At 44.0% G+C, this 17,039-nt stretch carries 11 protein-coding genes, 1 pseudogene and 1 CRISPR repeat array; of the genes and pseudogenes, 11 read left to right on the top strand and 1 reads right to left on the bottom strand.

The genetic code is table 11. The features are described from left to right. Window positions 1–674 precede the first annotated feature (674 nt). From cas3 to ACGCCZ_RS04910, 10 genes and pseudogenes are all read left to right on the top strand, one after another. Entirely contained in the window at window positions 675–2,798 is a 2,124-nt protein-coding gene (gene cas3 / locus ACGCCZ_RS04955; protein WP_411655439.1) for a CRISPR-associated helicase Cas3', read from the top strand. A 79-nt stretch (window positions 2,799–2,877) separates the two neighbouring features. After that, window positions 2,878–3,534 carry a type I-C CRISPR-associated protein Cas5c gene (gene cas5c, locus ACGCCZ_RS04950; protein ID WP_054324107.1) on the top strand — a complete coding sequence of 219 codons (657 nt, stop codon included), beginning with the start codon at window positions 2,878–2,880 and terminating at the stop codon, window positions 3,532–3,534. Beyond that, complete coding sequence (gene cas8c / locus ACGCCZ_RS04945; protein ID WP_411655438.1) at window positions 3,531–5,324, top strand: type I-C CRISPR-associated protein Cas8c/Csd1; 1,794 nt, start codon at window positions 3,531–3,533, stop codon at window positions 5,322–5,324. The genes cas5c and cas8c overlap by 4 nt, the downstream gene beginning before the upstream one ends. A gap of 3 nt (window positions 5,325–5,327) precedes the next feature. Continuing rightward, window positions 5,328–6,233, top strand: coding sequence for a type I-C CRISPR-associated protein Cas7/Csd2 (gene cas7c, locus ACGCCZ_RS04940; protein ID WP_054324104.1), 906 nt, complete (start codon window positions 5,328–5,330; stop codon window positions 6,231–6,233). Further along, a complete protein-coding gene (gene cas4, locus ACGCCZ_RS04935) occupies window positions 6,230–6,898 on the top strand; it encodes a CRISPR-associated protein Cas4 (protein WP_054324103.1) in 669 nt (222 codons plus the stop codon). The genes cas7c and cas4 overlap by 4 nt, the downstream gene beginning before the upstream one ends. Beyond that, window positions 6,895–7,993 (top strand): annotated as a pseudogene (gene cas1c / locus ACGCCZ_RS04930) (type I-C CRISPR-associated endonuclease Cas1c). Before cas4 ends, cas1c begins: the two are co-directional and overlap by 4 nt. A gap of 10 nt (window positions 7,994–8,003) precedes the next feature. Next, a complete protein-coding gene (cas2, locus tag ACGCCZ_RS04925) occupies window positions 8,004–8,294 on the top strand; it encodes a CRISPR-associated endonuclease Cas2 (RefSeq protein WP_411655437.1) in 291 nt (96 codons plus the stop codon). Window positions 8,295–8,469: 175 nt separating this feature from the next. Then, window positions 8,470–9,177: direct repeats of the CRISPR family, unit length 33 nt; unit sequence GTCACCCTCCATGCGGAGGGTGTGGATTGAAAT. Window positions 9,178–9,614: 437 nt separating this feature from the next. Next, a complete protein-coding gene (gene ptsP / locus ACGCCZ_RS04920) occupies window positions 9,615–11,312 on the top strand; it encodes a phosphoenolpyruvate--protein phosphotransferase (protein WP_411655436.1) in 1,698 nt (565 codons plus the stop codon). A gap of 265 nt (window positions 11,313–11,577) precedes the next feature. After that, window positions 11,578–13,767 carry a DNA topoisomerase III gene (locus ACGCCZ_RS04915; RefSeq protein ID WP_085532128.1) on the top strand — a complete coding sequence of 730 codons (2,190 nt, stop codon included), beginning with the start codon at window positions 11,578–11,580 and terminating at the stop codon, window positions 13,765–13,767. Between the two features lie 117 nt (window positions 13,768–13,884). Then, window positions 13,885–14,511: an AAA family ATPase gene (locus ACGCCZ_RS04910; protein ID WP_054324099.1), complete on the top strand. Its 627-nt coding sequence runs from the start codon at window positions 13,885–13,887 to the stop codon at window positions 14,509–14,511. A gap of 226 nt (window positions 14,512–14,737) precedes the next feature. Here ACGCCZ_RS04910 and ACGCCZ_RS04905 read toward each other — a convergent pair whose 3' ends face one another. Beyond that, entirely contained in the window at window positions 14,738–15,220 is a 483-nt protein-coding gene (locus ACGCCZ_RS04905; protein ID WP_054324098.1) for an acyl-CoA thioesterase, read from the bottom strand. 629 nt (window positions 15,221–15,849) lie between these two features. Here ACGCCZ_RS04905 and ACGCCZ_RS04900 point away from each other — a divergent pair. Next, a complete protein-coding gene (locus tag ACGCCZ_RS04900; protein ID WP_054324097.1) occupies window positions 15,850–17,022 on the top strand; it encodes a bifunctional 2-C-methyl-D-erythritol 4-phosphate cytidylyltransferase/2-C-methyl-D-erythritol 2,4-cyclodiphosphate synthase in 1,173 nt (390 codons plus the stop codon). Window positions 17,023–17,039 lie beyond the last annotated feature (17 nt).

Raw genomic sequence — 17,039 nt, 5'->3', positions numbered from 1 at the left:
CTATGTGGTTTTGTGACCACATCGGCGTTTGCTGTAACCGCCCCCTACTGGGAAGAGAGGAAGTTGATTCTTTATACCAAGAATGCGAGGAGCATATCGAATACACTTTTGCTGCTTTTTGTAAAGTGGTTCTCTGTAATGCTGCTATATCAGCATGTCGGGATATAGGCAGAAAACAGAAACAGGAAATATTATTTGGATATCTTATGGAAGAAAAGGATTGTAAGCCGTCAACAACAGATTGTTACTTTCAAATACAAGAGCAACCCACGGAATTTGTTGCATATGGCAAAGTAATCGAGATTGAAAATGAACGTTAACAAAAGTATTTTCCAGTCTGACAAAGCAGCGGCGAGAAGTTTTGTTTTTGTACTTGTTTTCCATTAGAGTATGATAAAAAATTGTTCCGTTACAGTTCCGTTATATAGAGAATTTTGGAATGGTTTGAAGTATGTTTATAGTGTTCCACAGATGCCTACAGATTGAGAGAATCGATCTGTAGGCGTTTTTTGGTGGGTAGATGTATGTTTTTAATATGGTTGTAGAAAAGATATATAAATAAAAATTACAAGAAAATATTCTGTAAAATACATCTAAATGAATGTTGCTGTAGTAAACTAAACACATATTATTGTTGTATCAGAATTCTAAACATACAGTAAAGGAGAGAAAGTGTGTATATTGCGCATATAAGAGAAGATGGACAGTGGCAACTTTTGGAAGAGCATCTCAAACAGGTTGCTATTCTTGCGAAATCGTTTGCAGAGGGATTTGGCGCAGGGGACTATGCATATGTTCTCGGCCTAGCGCATGACATTGGAAAATATTCTGCTGCATTTCAGGAATATCTTTTAAAGGATGGAATGGGGGGAGACCATTCGACAGCGGGAGCGAAAGAACTTTACCGTTTACAAATGTTTCCAGCGTCTCTGTGTGCGGCAGGACACCATACGGGCCTCCCCGACGGAGGAGGACCGGGTGATCCATCGGGAATGCCAACTTGGCAAGGCCGTCTGAAAAAACAGGTAGCTCCCTATCAAGAGTATCAAAGGGAGATTACATTACATGCCGTATCCCACCCGCAAGAACCCAATGGGTTTCGAATTGCTTTTTTTACTCGTATGCTATTTTCTGCTTTGGTAGATGCTGACTTTTTGGATACAGAGGCATTTATGAATCCAGTCCAGCGCGGAGGGTATGATGGAATCCCCGTTCTTTTTGAACGGTTAAAACACTACATAGATCCATGGTTACGCCATCAGGAAACAGGGAACCCCATCAATCAAAAACGCACGGAGATATTGCGTTGCTGTTTGGAGGCGGGAAAGAGGGAACGCGGTTTAAAAAGTCTGACTGTTCCAACAGGGGGCGGAAAGACAGTTTCCTCTCTGGCCTTTGCACTTCAGCATGCCGTACAATACGGGTTAAACCGTATTATCTATGTGATTCCATATACGAGTATTATTGAACAGACGGCAAGAGTCTTTCGAAAAATTGTTGGAACCGAAAATGTGCTGGAACATCATGCAAATGTCAATTTTGATCCACGGGGAGACATCGATCCCGCGGCCGAACGGTTTCGCCTTTCCACCGAAAACTGGGACGCGCCGATCATTGTGACCACAAACGTGCAATTTTTTGAATCGTTGTTCTCCAATAAATCTTCGCAATGCCGTAAGCTTCATAATTTGGCAAACAGCGTGGTTGTTTTTGATGAAGCACAGATGATTCCACTGGACTATTTGATGCCCTGTGTACGGGCGATTGGGGAATTGGTACAAGAATATGGGGTAACAGCTGTTCTTTGTACGGCAACTCAGCCTTCCTTAGAAAAACTTTTCCCTAAGGGCATCTCCATACAGGAGATCTATCCGCATTTTCGAGAGCTCTATCCATTCTTTCGGCGAACAGAGTTTGTGAATATTGGAAGATTATCTGTAATTGAATTGGCGGACCGCATGGCTAGACAGAAACAGGTGTTGGCGATTGTGGATACGCGTAAACAGGCAACAGAACTCTATCAGTCCCTTCCAGAAGAGGGACGATTTCATCTTTCTACACTGATGCCCCCTATGATGCGGCGATGGACCCTTCGAGCGATTTGCAGAAGACTAAAACAAGGACTTCCTTGCCGGGTGGCGGCAACCTCTTTGATTGAGGCAGGCGTTGATGTGGACTTTCCCACTGTTTACCGTGCCGAGGCCGGTTTGGATTCCATTATTCAAGCTGCTGGACGTTGTAATCGGGAGGGGAAGCGTCCTCTAGAAGAAAGCATCGTTTATATTTATCAGCCGGAGGGGCGGGTTCCGCCGCGTATTCAGCCGAATGTCAGTATATATAAAAATGAGATCCAGCCAAACTTTGTAGATTCCGCATCTCCAGAGGCCATACAAGCATATTTTGATGCCCTGCATATGTTAAAAGGGGACAGGCTGGACAAAAAGAAGGTTGTAGAGGCTTTTGAAAAGGGAAGGGATGGCGGTATGCTTCCCTTTGCTAAGGTATCGGAAGAGTTTCATCTGATTGACGAGGATACCAAAGCGATTTTTATTCCGCTAGGGCAAAGAGCGGAGCGCTTGGCAAAACAGCTGCGGTCTGGTTTATGTTCCCGTGGATGGATGCGAAAGGCTGGTCGTTATATGGTACATGTTTATGAACAGCATTTCCAGGAGCTTTATTGGGCACATGATATTGAAATGATTACAGACGGGCTGGCGATTTTGACAAACCTTCGTCTATACGATCTTGGAACAGGACTATCCTTAGAAGCAGATTCAGGGAAAGCATTTTTTGTTTAATCGACAAAAAACGACCGAATGAGAGGGGATGTGACCATTCGAAAAGAAAATCAGTGATTCATAGGAAAGGAGAGAAATGATGGCAATCAAAATGGAGGTCTGGGGAGATTATGCTTGTTTTTCCAGACCGGAGATGAAAGTAGAACGAGTTTCTTACGATGTCATGACTCCGTCGGCTGCACGTGGCATTTTGGAGGCGATTTATTGGCATCCGGGCCTGCGATGGCATATCGATCGAATCCATGTTATGAATCCAATCCGGTTTGCCAATATTCGCCGCAATGAAGTAAAATCGAAAATCTCCGCTCAAAATGTCCGAACGGTGATGATGGGAGGTTCAAAACCACTATATATTCATACGGCAGAAGATATTCAGCAGCGGGCTGCAATGGTTTTAAAAAATGTACACTATGTCATTGAGGCCCATTTCACAATGACCGAGCGTGCCCGTGATGGGGACAATCCTGGAAAATTTCAAGACATCATCAAAAGGCGCTTGAACAGTGGACAGTGCTATCATCAGCCTTATTTTGGCTGTAGGGAGTTTCCAGTATCCTTTCGTCCATATGAAGAAGGGAGCTGTATAAGTTGGTATCAAAATGAAGAAAGAAGGGATCTGGGGTATATGCTGTACGACATAGATTATAGCGATTTACAAAACATCCAACCCATGTTCTTTCGCGCAGAATTGCGCTATGGCGTTCTTGATCTGACGAACTGTGAGGTAGTGCGATGATTTTACAGGCGCTATACGATTACTATACCGCGATGGCGGCAAAAGGAAAGATGGCTAAAGCAGGCTGGAATCCGGCAAAAGTGCAGTTTGCATTGTTGATCGATGAGAAAGGGACGCTTTTAGATATCCTGCGCTTAAAGGAAAAAGGTTACCGTGGTAAAAAAGAAGTGGATGTTCCGCAGATTATGCTATTGCCTAAGCCCGTTACACGGACGATGGGGATTAAAGCAAATTTTTTGTATGATACATCCAGTTACTTTTTGGGAGTAGACAACAAAGGAAATGACAAACGGGCCCAAAACTGTTTTCGAGCGAGTGCACAGCTGCATCAAACGCTGTTGCAATCGGTCGATCATCCGGCTGCCCGTGCAATTTGCGCCTATTTTGCAAATTGGAACCCAGAGGAGGCCAAAAATCATCCGGCTTTGCAAGGGGATTTGGACGAGATTCTTTCGGGAGGAAACCTTGTATTCCGATTTCAAGGCCGGTATGTGCACGAAGAACCTGAAATCGCTCGCTCTTGGGATCAATACCAGAGAGAAGAAGCGACGGAAACAAGAGGGCGTTGCCTAGTGACCGGAAAATATGTCCCTATTGCACGCCTGCATCCGTCTATCAAAGGCGTGAAGAATGCACAGTCCAGTGGTGCATCACTTGTTTCTTTTAATGCCACCGCTTTTGAGTCTTATGGAAAGACACAAAGCTATAATGCGCCAGTGGGAGAACAGGCGGCTTTTGCCTATACGACGGCGTTAAATGCTTTGCTTTCAGATCGCGAACATGTTCGACAAATTGGTGATACAACCGTTGTTTATTGGGCACAGTGTGCGGAGCCAGTCTATCAGGACTTTTTTCAGAACTTCGCATTTCAGGATATTGCGGATGGACAAAAACGTACATTTACGGAAAATGATTTAAAACGCGCGATGCATTTGCTTTCTAAAGGACAAGTTTATTCTCTTAATGATGTGGAGCTTGATCCCAAAATGCCTTTTTATATTTTGGGGTTATCTCCCAATGCAGCGCGATTATCCGTCCGTTTTTTCTATCGCAATTGTTTTGGCGATTTTTTACAGCATATTGAAAATCATTACCGGAGATTGGAGATTGTAAAGCCCTCCCACGATGAAAGGGAACGTCTTTCCCCTTATAGCCTGCTGTATGAAACGGTCAATAAAAACGCAAAGGATAAAGCGGCCTCTCCATTGTTGGCGGGGGCTCTGATGCAAGCAATTTTAAACGATACATCCTATCCAAATGCATTGCTACAAAATGTGCTTTTGCGAATTCGTGCAGAATGTGGAATCACACGGGGACAGGCTGCCATCCTCAAAGCAACACTAATCAAAAGTGGGTATAAAGATTTTCGCATCAAACCAGATCAACAAATGAATAAGGAGGAATCTTGGGTGAGACTAAATGAACAGTCGGACTACCTTCCCTATGTACTTGGACGGTTATTTTCTGTTTTGGAGGGAATCCAACAAGCTGCCAATCCGAATTTGAACACAACGATTAAGGATCGGTATTTAACATCTGCATGTGCAACGCCTGCTTCCGTATTTCCGACATTGTTTCGTTTGGAACAAAGTCATATGAAAGTGCTTTTGCGCGACAAGCGTGGATTGGGAGTTACTTTGGAAAAGCAGTTGATTGAATTGATCGATAAAATTCAAGAGACATTGCCCACACATTTTAACCTGAATGAACAAAGTGCGTTTATGCTGGGATATTACCATCAGACACAGAAGAGATATGAGAAAAAAGATCGTATAAATGAGGAGGAATGAAGCATGTCGGATATCATTAAAAATCGCTATGAGTTTGTTATCTTGTTTGATGTAGAGAACGGGAATCCCAATGGGGACCCAGATGCAGGAAATATGCCTCGCATTGATCCCGAAACGGGATATGGTTTGGTGACGGATGTATGTTTAAAGAGGAAGATTCGGAATTATGTAGAGACAGTGCGGGAAAATGAAAAAGGGTATCGCATCTATATTAAGGAGGGAATCCCGCTCAATCGAAGCGATTTAGAGGCATATGCCAATTTAGGCGTAGACGAAAAAACGGTCAAAGAAGCAAAGAAAAAAGACAATCGCTTGGATGAACGTGTCCGTGATTTTATGTGCGAAAATTTTTATGACATTCGAACCTTTGGCGCAGTAATGACAACTTTTATGAAAGCGGCTTTAAACTGTGGGCAAATTCGTGGTCCCGTACAGATTGGTTTTGCACGAAGTATTGAGCAGGTTGTCCCTCAGGAGGTCACGATTACCCGCGTAGCAATTACTACAGAGGCGGATGCAGAGAAAAAAGGAACCGAAATGGGGCGTAAACACATCATTCCATATGGTCTTTATCGGGCGGAAGGTTACGTCTCTGCCAATCTTGCTCGCAAGGTCACTGGCTTTACCGAGGCGGACCTCAATTTACTTTGGGAAGCAATAATCAATATGTTTGAGCACGATCATTCTGCCGCACGTGGGAAAATGGCGGTCCGAGAATTGATTGTATTCAAACACGACTCAGAACTGGGAAATGCACCTTCCTATAAATTGTTTGATGCTGTGACTGTAAAACGTAGGAAAACGGGAGAGGGGGATGAACATGTTCCGGCGCGCAGCTATGCGGACTATGAAGTATGTATAGATGAAGCTGCAATTCCTGAGCATGTCAGCTGTCAGAGGATGATATGAGCACTTACGAAGAAGATGATTATTTACAGTTGTCCGGCATCCAACATTTTTGTTTTTGCCGCCGGCAATGGGCATTGATCCACATAGAACAACAGTGGGCAGAGAATCTTCGGACCGTCGAAGGAGAGATTTTACACGAGCGCGCTCATGACGAGCGAATCACGGAGAAACGGGGAGGACAATTGCTGGTTCGTGGATTAGCAGTTCACTCATCTTCTTTGGGGGTCAGCGGGACTTGTGATGTAGTGGAGTTCCATCAAGCGCCGGAGGGAGTCCTTTTGTTCCATCATAAAGGTACGTGGCTCCCTGTTCCGGTGGAATATAAGAGAGGAAGCCCTAAGAAATCTGATGCGGATCGTTTGCAACTTTGTTGCCAAGGGATGTGCTTGGAGGAAATGCTATCCTGTGACATTCCCAAAGGATTCTTATTTTATGGAGAAAGTCGCCACAGGGAAGAGGTCGTGTTCACAGAAGAACTTCGAAACCAGGTGAAAATCATGCTAAAAGAAATGCATAGCTATTTAGAGCGTCGTTATACACCAAAAGTGAGACCGTCCAAAAGCTGCAATGCCTGCTCTCTGAAAGAACTCTGTCTCCCCAAACTATGTGGAAGGCTCTCTGTTAAGAGCTATATAGAATCCAATCTATTGGGGGAAGAATCGTGAGAAAACTACTAAATACCCTGTATGTAACGTCGCCAGATACCTATTTGGCACTTGAAGGGCAAAATGTGATGGTTTATCGGGAAGAGGAACTTCTGCTAAGGATACCATTACATACATTGGAGCAAATATTATATTTTGGTTATAAAGGGGCGAGTCCTGCACTGATGGGGGCGTGTGCAGAACATGGTATCCGTCTAGCTTTTTTGACACCTCACGGACGCTTTTTAGCGGCTGCCTGTGGAAGATCACAAGGGAATGTTCTTTTGCGTTTGCAACAAGTGCGGGCATCCGATGATCCGATGGTCAGAACTCGTTTTGCACGAAACTTTATCTTTGGTAAGGTGTTTAATAGCCGATGGGTCTTGGAACGTGCCACAAGGGATCATGCCATGCAAGTAGACGTTGCTGCATTGAAAAATGTGTCCAGACAGCTGGGAGGTCAGTTGCCTACAATTCGTGAATGCATCAGTGATGAACAATTACGTGGATTGGAAGGAGTGTCGGCGGAACAGTACTTCCGTGTATTTGACCAGCTAATCTTACAAAACAAAAAAGCCTTTTATTTTCATGGGAGAAATCGCCGTCCGCCTATGGATAATGTCAATGCATTACTGTCCTTTGTATATACCTTGCTATGTAACGATTGCTGTTCTGCATTAGAAGCCGTTGGTTTAGATCCTTATATAGGTTTTTTACACCGGGAACGCCCTGGCAGAACCTCCTTGGCATTAGACCTGATGGAAGAATTGCGTAGCGTCTTTGCAGACCGTTTTGTATTGTCTCTAATTAACAATCGGATTGTTACCGAGAAAGGCTTTTACCAACAGGAAACGGGAGCTGTTCGGATGAACGACGAAACACGAAAAGCGATTTTGGCCGGGTGGCAAGCCAGAAAGCAGGAATTCATTCGACATCCCTTTTTACAAGAAAAAGTTCCATGGGGCTTGGTTCCTTATGTACAGGCAATGTTGTTGGGGAGGTATATCGGTTCCAAATCTGCCGAGTAAGGGCTTGGTTCCTTATGTACAGGCAATGTTGTTGGGGCGTTGCCTGCGGGGAGACCTGGAGGAATATCCACCATTTTTATGGAAATGAGGAAATGGGTATGTTGGTCTTGATCACTTATGATGTCAACACAGAGACAGAAGCGGGAAAGAAGCGACTGCGAAAAGTTGCAAAGCAATGTATCAATTATGGACAGCGCGTACAGAATTCTGTGTTTGAATGTATCTTAGATGCAGCGCAATGCCGCAAAGTAAAGTATTTACTTGAACAAATAATTGATCCCCAAAAGGATAGCCTACGTTTTTACTATTTAGGAAATCATTATCAAACAAAAGTAGAACATGTAGGTGCGAAACCAACCTATGAAGCGGAGGGAGTTATTATGATATAATTGAGTGCGAACGAAAAGGGAACAAAAAGACTAGAGAGGTTCGCACCATATATTGGAATATTGCGATTTAAGGCAGGATAGATTTTAAATGAGTAGTTAAATTTAAAAATTTCATATAAGTTGCAATTTAATAAAAATTGAATTGAGACTATATGATTTATTATGCGAATTTGCTGTCACCCTCCATGCGGAGGGTGTGGATTGAAATCTGGTGTCCGCTGTGGCAGCTCAGGCCGCTATCGTCACCCTCCATGCGGAGGGTGTGGATTGAAATAATGCCTGGTGGAATCATCAGACCGGCCCACCAGGTCACCCTCCATGCGGAGGGTGTGGATTGAAATTTTTCTAATTCAAGTTCTCGCCCGAGATTTAGAACAGTCACCCTCCATGCGGAGGGTGTGGATTGAAATCACGTCGTCCAGCGGCTTGACGGATTAAGATTTGTCACCCTCCATGCGGAGGGTGTGGATTGAAATATCAGAGCATCCATACAACGGGTGCAGAGCGGAGTGTCACCCTCCATGCGGAGGGTGTGGATTGAAATAGCAAGGACAAGGTCACCGATGACCCGCTCCCGCGTCACCCTCCATGCGGAGGGTGTGGATTGAAATAGCAAGGACAAGGTCACCGATGACCCGCTCCCGCGTCACCCTCCATGCGGAGGGTGTGGATTGAAATACTATGGCAAGGCACTATCCCCCGAGACCGTGAAAGTCACCCTCCATGCGGAGGGTGTGGATTGAAATAATCTGATTGCTCAAGGCGCACAAGGCGGACTGGACGTCACCCTCCATGCGGAGGGTGTGGATTGAAATATGATATAGCTATGTGTAATGATTTTGAGTATTTTGTCACCCTCCATGCGGAGGGTGTGGATTGAAATCCTTTAGACGTGGACTTCTTTCAAGACGATAAGACGTTACCCTCCTGGCAAATTGAAATCTGAATGTAGAAGTAAATATAACCTGGAGGGAAGTTCCATGTTATGCGAAGGATATGTAATATAATCAGAAAAATTTATATTATCAGGAAGAAAATTTTTGACTTCTCTGCATCTCTTATAGAAGAATTTTCAGCTTAATGATATAATGTATCCGTTATGAACGGGTTTCCTTTCGAATCAAAAAGACAAAAATTAATAATATATTTTTATTAGAAAGGAAAAAGGAAGATTTGTTCCTATTGTAGGGAAGTAGTGATTCCCTAAGAATTTAGAATGGTTGACATACTCCGTCCTCTTGCGCTAAGATGAGAGAAACAGTAAGTTCAAGTTTTCTCCGTGTAACAGTTTGAAATTGAGGTTGCATTGGAGGTGAAAATATGCGTAGCATTCGAGGAGTAGCTGCATCGAAAGGAATTGCTATTGGGAAACTCTGTATTCGGCAGCCTTATGCGCAGACGGAACATCTTTTGTCATCCGAGGATGCACAGGTAGAAATTCAACGTTTGGATGCCGCTCGCATTGCCGCAGAACAAAACATTCGCCAGCTTTATCGTCAAGCGTTTCAGAAATTTGGGGCAGAAGACTCCTTAATCTTTAAAAGCCATATTTTACTTCTTGAAGATCACGATTTTTTCGAAGATATACAGAAACACATCCTTCAGGATCATGTGACGGCCGAGTCAGCTGTATATATGACTGCCCAACACTTCTATCAGCTTTTTTCTAAGATGGAAGATGAATATATGCGCGCACGCGATACGGATATTTTGGATATATCGAGACATCTGCTTCGTTACTTGAATTTGGAAAATGTAGAACCATTAGATGAGAGTATTGGAAAGGGCATTATTGCAGTTGAAGAGCTTTTGCCGAGCGAAGTAGTAACGGTCAATCGGAAGAAGGTGCTGGCCTTTTTATCTCAAAATGGTTCCTGTTATTCACATGCTGCTATACTTCTGAGAAATGCAGGCATACCATTTGTTGTAGGGCTAAAGGAATCCTTTAAAGGACTGGTTCAAGCAGAAAATGTAATTGTAGATGGATTTACCGGAGATGTTGTATTGAGCCCGGACGTGATGGCGTTGAGGGAATATAGCGACCGGCAGTATCAGTATTTTTTACATTTGCGTGCTTTGCGGGAACTGCGGGGGTGTCCTTCTGTAACGAAAGACGGTTACCGTATCGATGTACATGCGAACATCGGACATGCAGAGGATGTTCAACAGGTGTTGGATAATGATGCAGATGGAATTGGACTGTTGCGCACAGAATTTCTCTATTTGGGCAGCAACATGGATTGCTCTGAAGAAGGACAATTCCGCGCTTATAAAATGGTGTTGGAAAAAATGCATGGGAAACGTGTCGTCATTCGAACGCTTGACATCAGTGAAGAACCAGAAATTGGTCAGTGGCGCTATAGTGACCGAATCAATCCAGCCATGGGATGTCGGGCGATTCGGTTTAGCTTGCGACGTCCTGGTTTATTTATGACACAGCTTCGGGCAATACTACGTGCTTCTGCATATGGCCGTGTTGCGATTATGTTTCCCATTATTACCTCTGAACAGGAGATCGTAAGGGCGAAGACATTGCTCCAACAAGCACAGAAAGAGTTGTCCGATCAGGGAATTGAGGTGGCAGATCGGATTGAGATTGGAGCGATGGTAGAAACGCCAGCTGCAGTCTTGCTGAGTGATAAACTTGCATCCCACGTGGATTTTTTGAGCATTGGGACAAACGATTTGACACAGTATACATTGGCTGTGGATAGGATGAATCCTTCGGTGACCGCTCTTTATAATCCACGTCATCCAGCTGTACTACGAATGATTGATATAGCGGTTAAGAACGCTAAAAAGCATGGAATACGAATCGAAATTTGTGGAGAATCAGCTGCAGATTCAGCGTTGCTTTGTTTTTATCTCGCGTTGGGGGTGGATGAGTTATCGGTTGCGCCATCATCCGTTTTGGAGATTCGGCGGATGATTCGTCAGATTACGTTAGGGGAGAATAAAGAGCATATTATCCGGCAGTTTTGTAGAGAACCGGGAGAGATAACTGATAAAAGGGCGTGAGATCCACGCCCTTTTATGCTTAAATACCTCCGATTAAATATTATCAAGAATAAACTTCGTAAAAGACGCGCGGATTTGTTCTTTAAAGAAAGTCGATTCAATGATTGTGATATTTACGCAGTCTAACTCAATAGAAGAAAATTTGTATTTTGAGTTAAAATGCCAAAAGTTTAGATAAACATTATTTCCAACAGGGTTTCTATTGAATGATATACGAACAATATTAAATAATGAAAAACGATATAGAAGGGGAGCGATTATGTAGATGGCAAAAATATTGGTGTTGGCGGAAAAGCCATCAGTAGGGAGAGAATTGGCACGGGTGTTGGGATGCCGTCAAGGAGGAAACGGTTTTTTATCTGGAAGTCAATATATTGTTACATGGGCTTTGGGACATCTTGTCGAATTGGCGGAGCCGGAAGCATATGGGGAACAGTATAAGACCTGGAGTATGGACACCTTACCGATGTTGCCGGAGAAAATGGAACTAAAGGTGATTCCTGAGACGAGTAAACAATACAGTATTGTAAAAAAGTTATTACATAATCCTGAAGTGGGATCATTGGTCATTGCGACAGATGCGGGCCGGGAGGGAGAGCTTGTAGCACGTTGGATTCTGGAGAAGGCAGGCTTTCATAAGCCGATCAAACGGCTTTGGATTTCTTCACAGACGGATCGTGCCATTCGAGAAGGTTTTGCAAAGCTAAAAGATGGAAAAGAGTATCTCCCATTATATATGTCTGCCCAGTCCCGCGCGGAAGCGGATTGGCTGGTTGGCTTGAATGTCACTCGTGCTTTGACTTGTAAGTTTAATGCACAGCTTTCTGCTGGACGTGTACAGACTCCTACGCTAGCACTACTTGTTCAGAGGGAAGAGGAAATCCGACGCTTTGTTCCCAAAGACTATTACACGGTCCGTGCAGACTTGGGAGAATTTTTTGTTACTTGGCATGACGAAAAAAAGCAGACTGCTATTTCCGAAAAGGCCCGTGCGCAGGCAATTGCCGATAAGATTCTAGGAAAAAAATTTCGGATTACAGAGGTAAAAAAGACATTTGGTTCTACACCGCCCCCTATGTTATACGACCTAACCGAACTTCAGCGCGATGCAAACAAGTTGTATCAATATTCTCCCAAACAGACGTTGAATATCATGCAGCGATTGTATGAAAATCATAAAGCACTTACTTACCCGCGTACAGATTCCCGTTATTTGACAGCAGACATTGTACCGACCTTGCAGGAACGTTTACGTGCAGTCAATCACGGGGAATTCGGTACAATTGTTGGAGAAATTTTCCGTACACGAAAGAATATTTCCCGTGCATGTATCAACGATGCAAAGGTTACCGATCACCATGCAATTATTCCTACGGAAGAGCAAGTCAATTTACTAAACCTTAATCAAGAGGAAAGGCGTATCTATACTTTGGTAGTGAAGCGATTCCTCACTTGTTTTTATCCGAGTTATGATTACAAAAAAATCCGTATTGATCTAACTGCAGAGGGTGAAACATTTTCTGCAGCAGGGCGTGAGATCATCGAACTCGGCTGGAAAAAAGTTGAGAAAGGGCTGGATGAGGATGACGAGGAAGCCGCAGAGCAAGTGCTCCCAAGTTTGCATCAGGGAGATACTTTTCTATGTAGAACAACTCAGCTGAAGGCCCAAAAGACTTCACCACCAGCGCGATATACGGAAGCGACACTGCTTTCCGCCATGGAGAATCCTTCTAAATTTATCGAAGATAAGAAGATGAAGGAATATATTGGCGGAGGCTTGGGAACGCCTGCAACTCGAGCCGATATTATTGAGAAATTGTTCAGTTCTTTTTATGTGGAAAAAAGGGGGAACACATTGATTCCAACTTCTAAAGGGATTCAGTTAATCGGTTTGGTGCCTTCCGATTTGAAGGAGCCGTTACTCACGGCACGTTGGGAACAACGATTGGAAAAAATTAGCCAAGGAAAGGAAAATAAGAAAAATTTCCTTCAGGAGATCAGGGGCTATACAACCTCCCTGGTCAGGACTGTAGCCAACAGCGAAGCCACCTATGTCCATGAGAATATGACGCAGAAAATATGTCCCGAGTGTGGAAAGCATCTGCTTTTGGTCAATAGTAAACGGGGAAAGATGTTGGTCTGCCAGGATCGGGCTTGTGGTTACCGGCGAAATGTGGTGACAGAAACCCGGGTTCGTTGTCCCAATTGCCACAAATTTATGGAACTTTTCGGAGAAGGGGAGGGAAAGACATTTGCCTGCCGCTGCGGTTTTCGTTCAAAGGCGGATAAATTTTTTGAGGGGCAGGGAAAACGTTCCGGGGCTTCCAAGCGGGATGTTCAGCAGTATTTGCAAAATCAAAATAAACAAAAAAATGAAGGGGTCAGCGCATTCGCTGCAGCCTGGGCGAAAAGTTTAGAAGAAGAAAAAAGGAAAAGATCGAGTAAGGATGTGTAAATAACACACAAAAATAACCGATTAATCCTTGTTATTGAATCCTAAATATTCTATAATGAAGATAGGAACGGTAGAATTATTAAAAGTGGAACCCTGTTATATTTGGGAGGCAATGGAATGAAACAGTTTGTTATTACAATTGCACGTGGATATGGAAGCGGCGGCAAGTCGATCGGAAAAATGTTGGCAGAGGATTTGGGGGTTAAGGCCTATGACATGGAACTTCTTCGATTGGCATCCGATGAAAGTGGTATTAATGAACATCTTTTCGCACAGGCAGATGAAAAATTAAAAACGCCTCGCCTCTTTAAACCGCGCAAAAGTGCATATACTGGCGAAATCATTCCGCCGGACAGCGAGGATTTTGTATCCGATCAGAATTTGTTCAATTATCAAGCCAAAGTAATCCGGGATTTAGCAGAGAAAGAGTCTTGTGTCATTATTGGCCGGTGTGCTGATTTTATCTTAAAAGACTGTAAACATGTCATCCGTGTGTATGTACATGCTCCGTTTGACTATTGTGTAGAAAAGACGATGATGGTCCACGGAAATATGGATGAGGACGAAGCGAAACGTTACATTCGCAAGATGGATAAGCGTCGTGGCGATTATTATCTTTATTTTACAGGGCGTGACTGGCGCAATGCAGATAACTATGATCTCTGTTTGAATAGTAGTGATCTAGGGTGGGAAAAGTGCATGGCCTTGGTGAAAGCGTACATGGCAATAAAGCTCGGCGATTGAGTCCCCAATAACGTAATAAAAACCCTCTCGGAATTAGATAGAATTCCGAGAGGGTTTTCGTACAATAGAGTCACCGTCTTGGGGATATGTTTTACTGAATGTCAAAGCTTTAAAAAGGGTAGTTGCACAGAGTTTCGTCCTAACAGAGTGATTTTTCTCAGCAAAGGATCGATCGAAATACGGCGAAAAGTAAACATATATCTTTCCCCTTTAAAGAGATGTATCATTAAAATGCTTCTCGATGCCGTTGATGGCGCAACTCCCGACGTTTTTCACCGGCCTCCCATTCGGCCTGTTCCTGAAAGTTTTCTAGTATAAGCCCTGGAACGGTTGTCGGGTTGCCATCATCATCGAGGGCGACTTCTACCAGATAGGCGGTATTCACAAGCTTGCGTTCTCCGGAAAGACTCTCGACAAAACTGTCAACACGAACTTCCATAGAGGTCCGTCCAACGTAAGTAATTTTCCCGTGAAGGACAACGATACTGTTCTCATAGACTGCTTCTTTAAATTGCAAATTATCAATTGCAGCGGTAGTAACATTCCGATTTGCATGGCGGCGTGCCACAATTCCGCCTACAATGTCGATCCAGGCAGCAAGTTGTCCGCCAAACACACGGCCGGACCCGTTTAAGTGGTTTGGCATTATAGCCTGTACTTGTTCTACTTCAGAATCTGCGACACGTTTTGCAGATAGCTTATTTTCCATATAATTAAGTCCTTTCATCTGAATTTACATAGAGTGGTTTTGTATCCATATAGTTTTGTATCCATATAATTGAGGGAACAATAGGGGAACTTTTTGACGAGAAGCTCCTGAATGAACGATTGGAGAGAGGTAAGGTAGAAGTGTTTCGTAGCCATTGGGTTGAGATTCAATGCTCTCTCAGGCGTCGGAAATCTTTGATTCCCACTATTGTTGTGAGGTTATCTAAAAACATCCAAAAAGAATAAGAGGATAAAACCTGTGCAAACAATCCATATCACCAAGCTGGATGTTTCAATGTTCTCTCAGGCGTCGGAAATCTTTGATTTCCGCTAACGCCGTGAGGTTATCTAAAACATCCAAAAAGGATAAGAGGATAAAACCTGTGCAAACAATCCATACCACCAAGCTGGATGTTTCAATGTTCTCTCAGGCGTCGGAAATCTTTGATTTCCGCTAACGCCGTGAGGTTATTATAACTTAAAATGTTCCGCGCTGTAAAGCCGCTTTGGTTAAGAGCACGAAATCGTGAACAAAAGGTTGCAATTAGCGGGAAAGTGGTAACAGGATTGTAGTTGCACCAGGTAGCTTTTGTAGCTATAATGGTTCCTATGCAGAAAGGAGGCGGGGAAATGCCTTGGAGGTCCTGTTGTGCCATCCTTGTAGCGGCGGGAAATTCCAGCCGTATGGGTGCACAAATGTCAAAACAGTTTCTCGCTTTATGCGGAAAACCGGTTATTGTACATACCATGCTTGCTTTTGAGCAAGCGGAACATATTTCGAGCATTGTGATAGTCTGCCGTGAAGAAGATCGGGCTGTCATGCAACAGTTAGCGAATCAGTATGCGGTTCATAAGTTGTTTGCAGTCGTTCCCGGCGGGACAACGCGTCAGCGCTCTGTGGCGGCAGGGGTGGCCGCTGTACCAAAGGACACGGCCTATCTGGCAATCCATGACGGAGCGAGACCGCTTATTCAACCAAAAGAGATTGATGCTACGGTTCAAGATGCGTATAAATATGGAGCAGCGACCCTTTGTACCGCAGTCAAGGATACAATAAAAATACAGGATGGCGATGGATTTATTTCCTCTACGCCTGTTCGCGACTCTCTGCGCGCAGTTCAAACCCCTCAGGTTTTTGAGCGGAGCCTCTATGAGCGAGCCTTATCCTTGGCAGACCAAGAGTGTGCGGATTATACAGATGATTGCCAATTGGTAGAACATATAGGTTATAAGGTCCATCTGTTTACCGGGGGATATACAAATATAAAAATTACAACGCCGGAGGATCTCCCTGCGGCGGAGGCTATTTTGAAACAGAATAAAGGCGGTTGGATGCGAATTGGCCATGGATATGACGTACATCGTCTAGCCTCGGACCGAAAGCTGGTTTTGGGTGGGACCGAAATCCCTTATGAAAAGGGGCTACTGGGCCACTCAGATGCGGACGTTTTAACACATGCAGTAATGGATGCATTGTTGGGGGCAGCTGCCCTGGGAGATATCGGCACATGGTTTCCAGATACAGATCCTACTTATAAAGGTGCAGATAGTATCTTGCTTCTGCAAGAGGTTGTTCGCTTGTTGCAAAAGCATGATTACCAGATTGCCAACATAGATGCTACTATTTTGGCACAGGAACCTAAGTTGAAACCCTATATCCAGTCCATGCGCAGTCGATTGGCAGACGCCATGGGGATCACTTTGGACCAGGTGAGTATCAAAGCAACCACAGAGGAAGGGCTCGGTTTTACTGGCGAGAAGCAGGGGATTGCCGTTCATGCGGTATGCTTATTGGAAAAATAAGCAGAGGAAAGGGTTGT

Origin of the sequence: Anaeromassilibacillus sp. SJQ-1, from assembly GCF_046693725.1 — a bacterium.
Lineage (GTDB): Bacteria > Bacillota > Clostridia > Oscillospirales > Acutalibacteraceae > Anaeromassilibacillus.
Note: the sequence above shows the minus strand (reverse complement) of the source record. Positions and strands in the feature narration are given on the sequence as shown.

What these genes read in the sequence shown, in the direction of transcription:
- cas5c (WP_054324107.1), top strand. Translation starts at nt 2,878, where the DNA reads ATGGCAATCAAAATGGAGGTCTGGGGAGATTATGCTTGTTTTTCCAGA.
- cas8c (WP_411655438.1), top strand. Translation starts at nt 3,531, where the DNA reads ATGATTTTACAGGCGCTATACGATTACTATACCGCGATGGCGGCAAAA.
- cas7c (WP_054324104.1), top strand. Translation starts at nt 5,328, where the DNA reads ATGTCGGATATCATTAAAAATCGCTATGAGTTTGTTATCTTGTTTGAT.
- cas4 (WP_054324103.1), top strand. Translation starts at nt 6,230, where the DNA reads ATGAGCACTTACGAAGAAGATGATTATTTACAGTTGTCCGGCATCCAA.
- cas2 (WP_411655437.1), top strand. Translation starts at nt 8,004, where the DNA reads ATGTTGGTCTTGATCACTTATGATGTCAACACAGAGACAGAAGCGGGA.
- ptsP (WP_411655436.1), top strand. Translation starts at nt 9,615, where the DNA reads ATGCGTAGCATTCGAGGAGTAGCTGCATCGAAAGGAATTGCTATTGGG.
- ACGCCZ_RS04915 (WP_085532128.1), top strand. Translation starts at nt 11,578, where the DNA reads ATGGCAAAAATATTGGTGTTGGCGGAAAAGCCATCAGTAGGGAGAGAA.
- ACGCCZ_RS04910 (WP_054324099.1), top strand. Translation starts at nt 13,885, where the DNA reads ATGAAACAGTTTGTTATTACAATTGCACGTGGATATGGAAGCGGCGGC.
- ACGCCZ_RS04905 (WP_054324098.1), bottom strand. Translation starts at nt 15,220, where the DNA reads ATGGAAAATAAGCTATCTGCAAAACGTGTCGCAGATTCTGAAGTAGAA.
- ACGCCZ_RS04900 (WP_054324097.1), top strand. Translation starts at nt 15,850, where the DNA reads ATGCCTTGGAGGTCCTGTTGTGCCATCCTTGTAGCGGCGGGAAATTCC.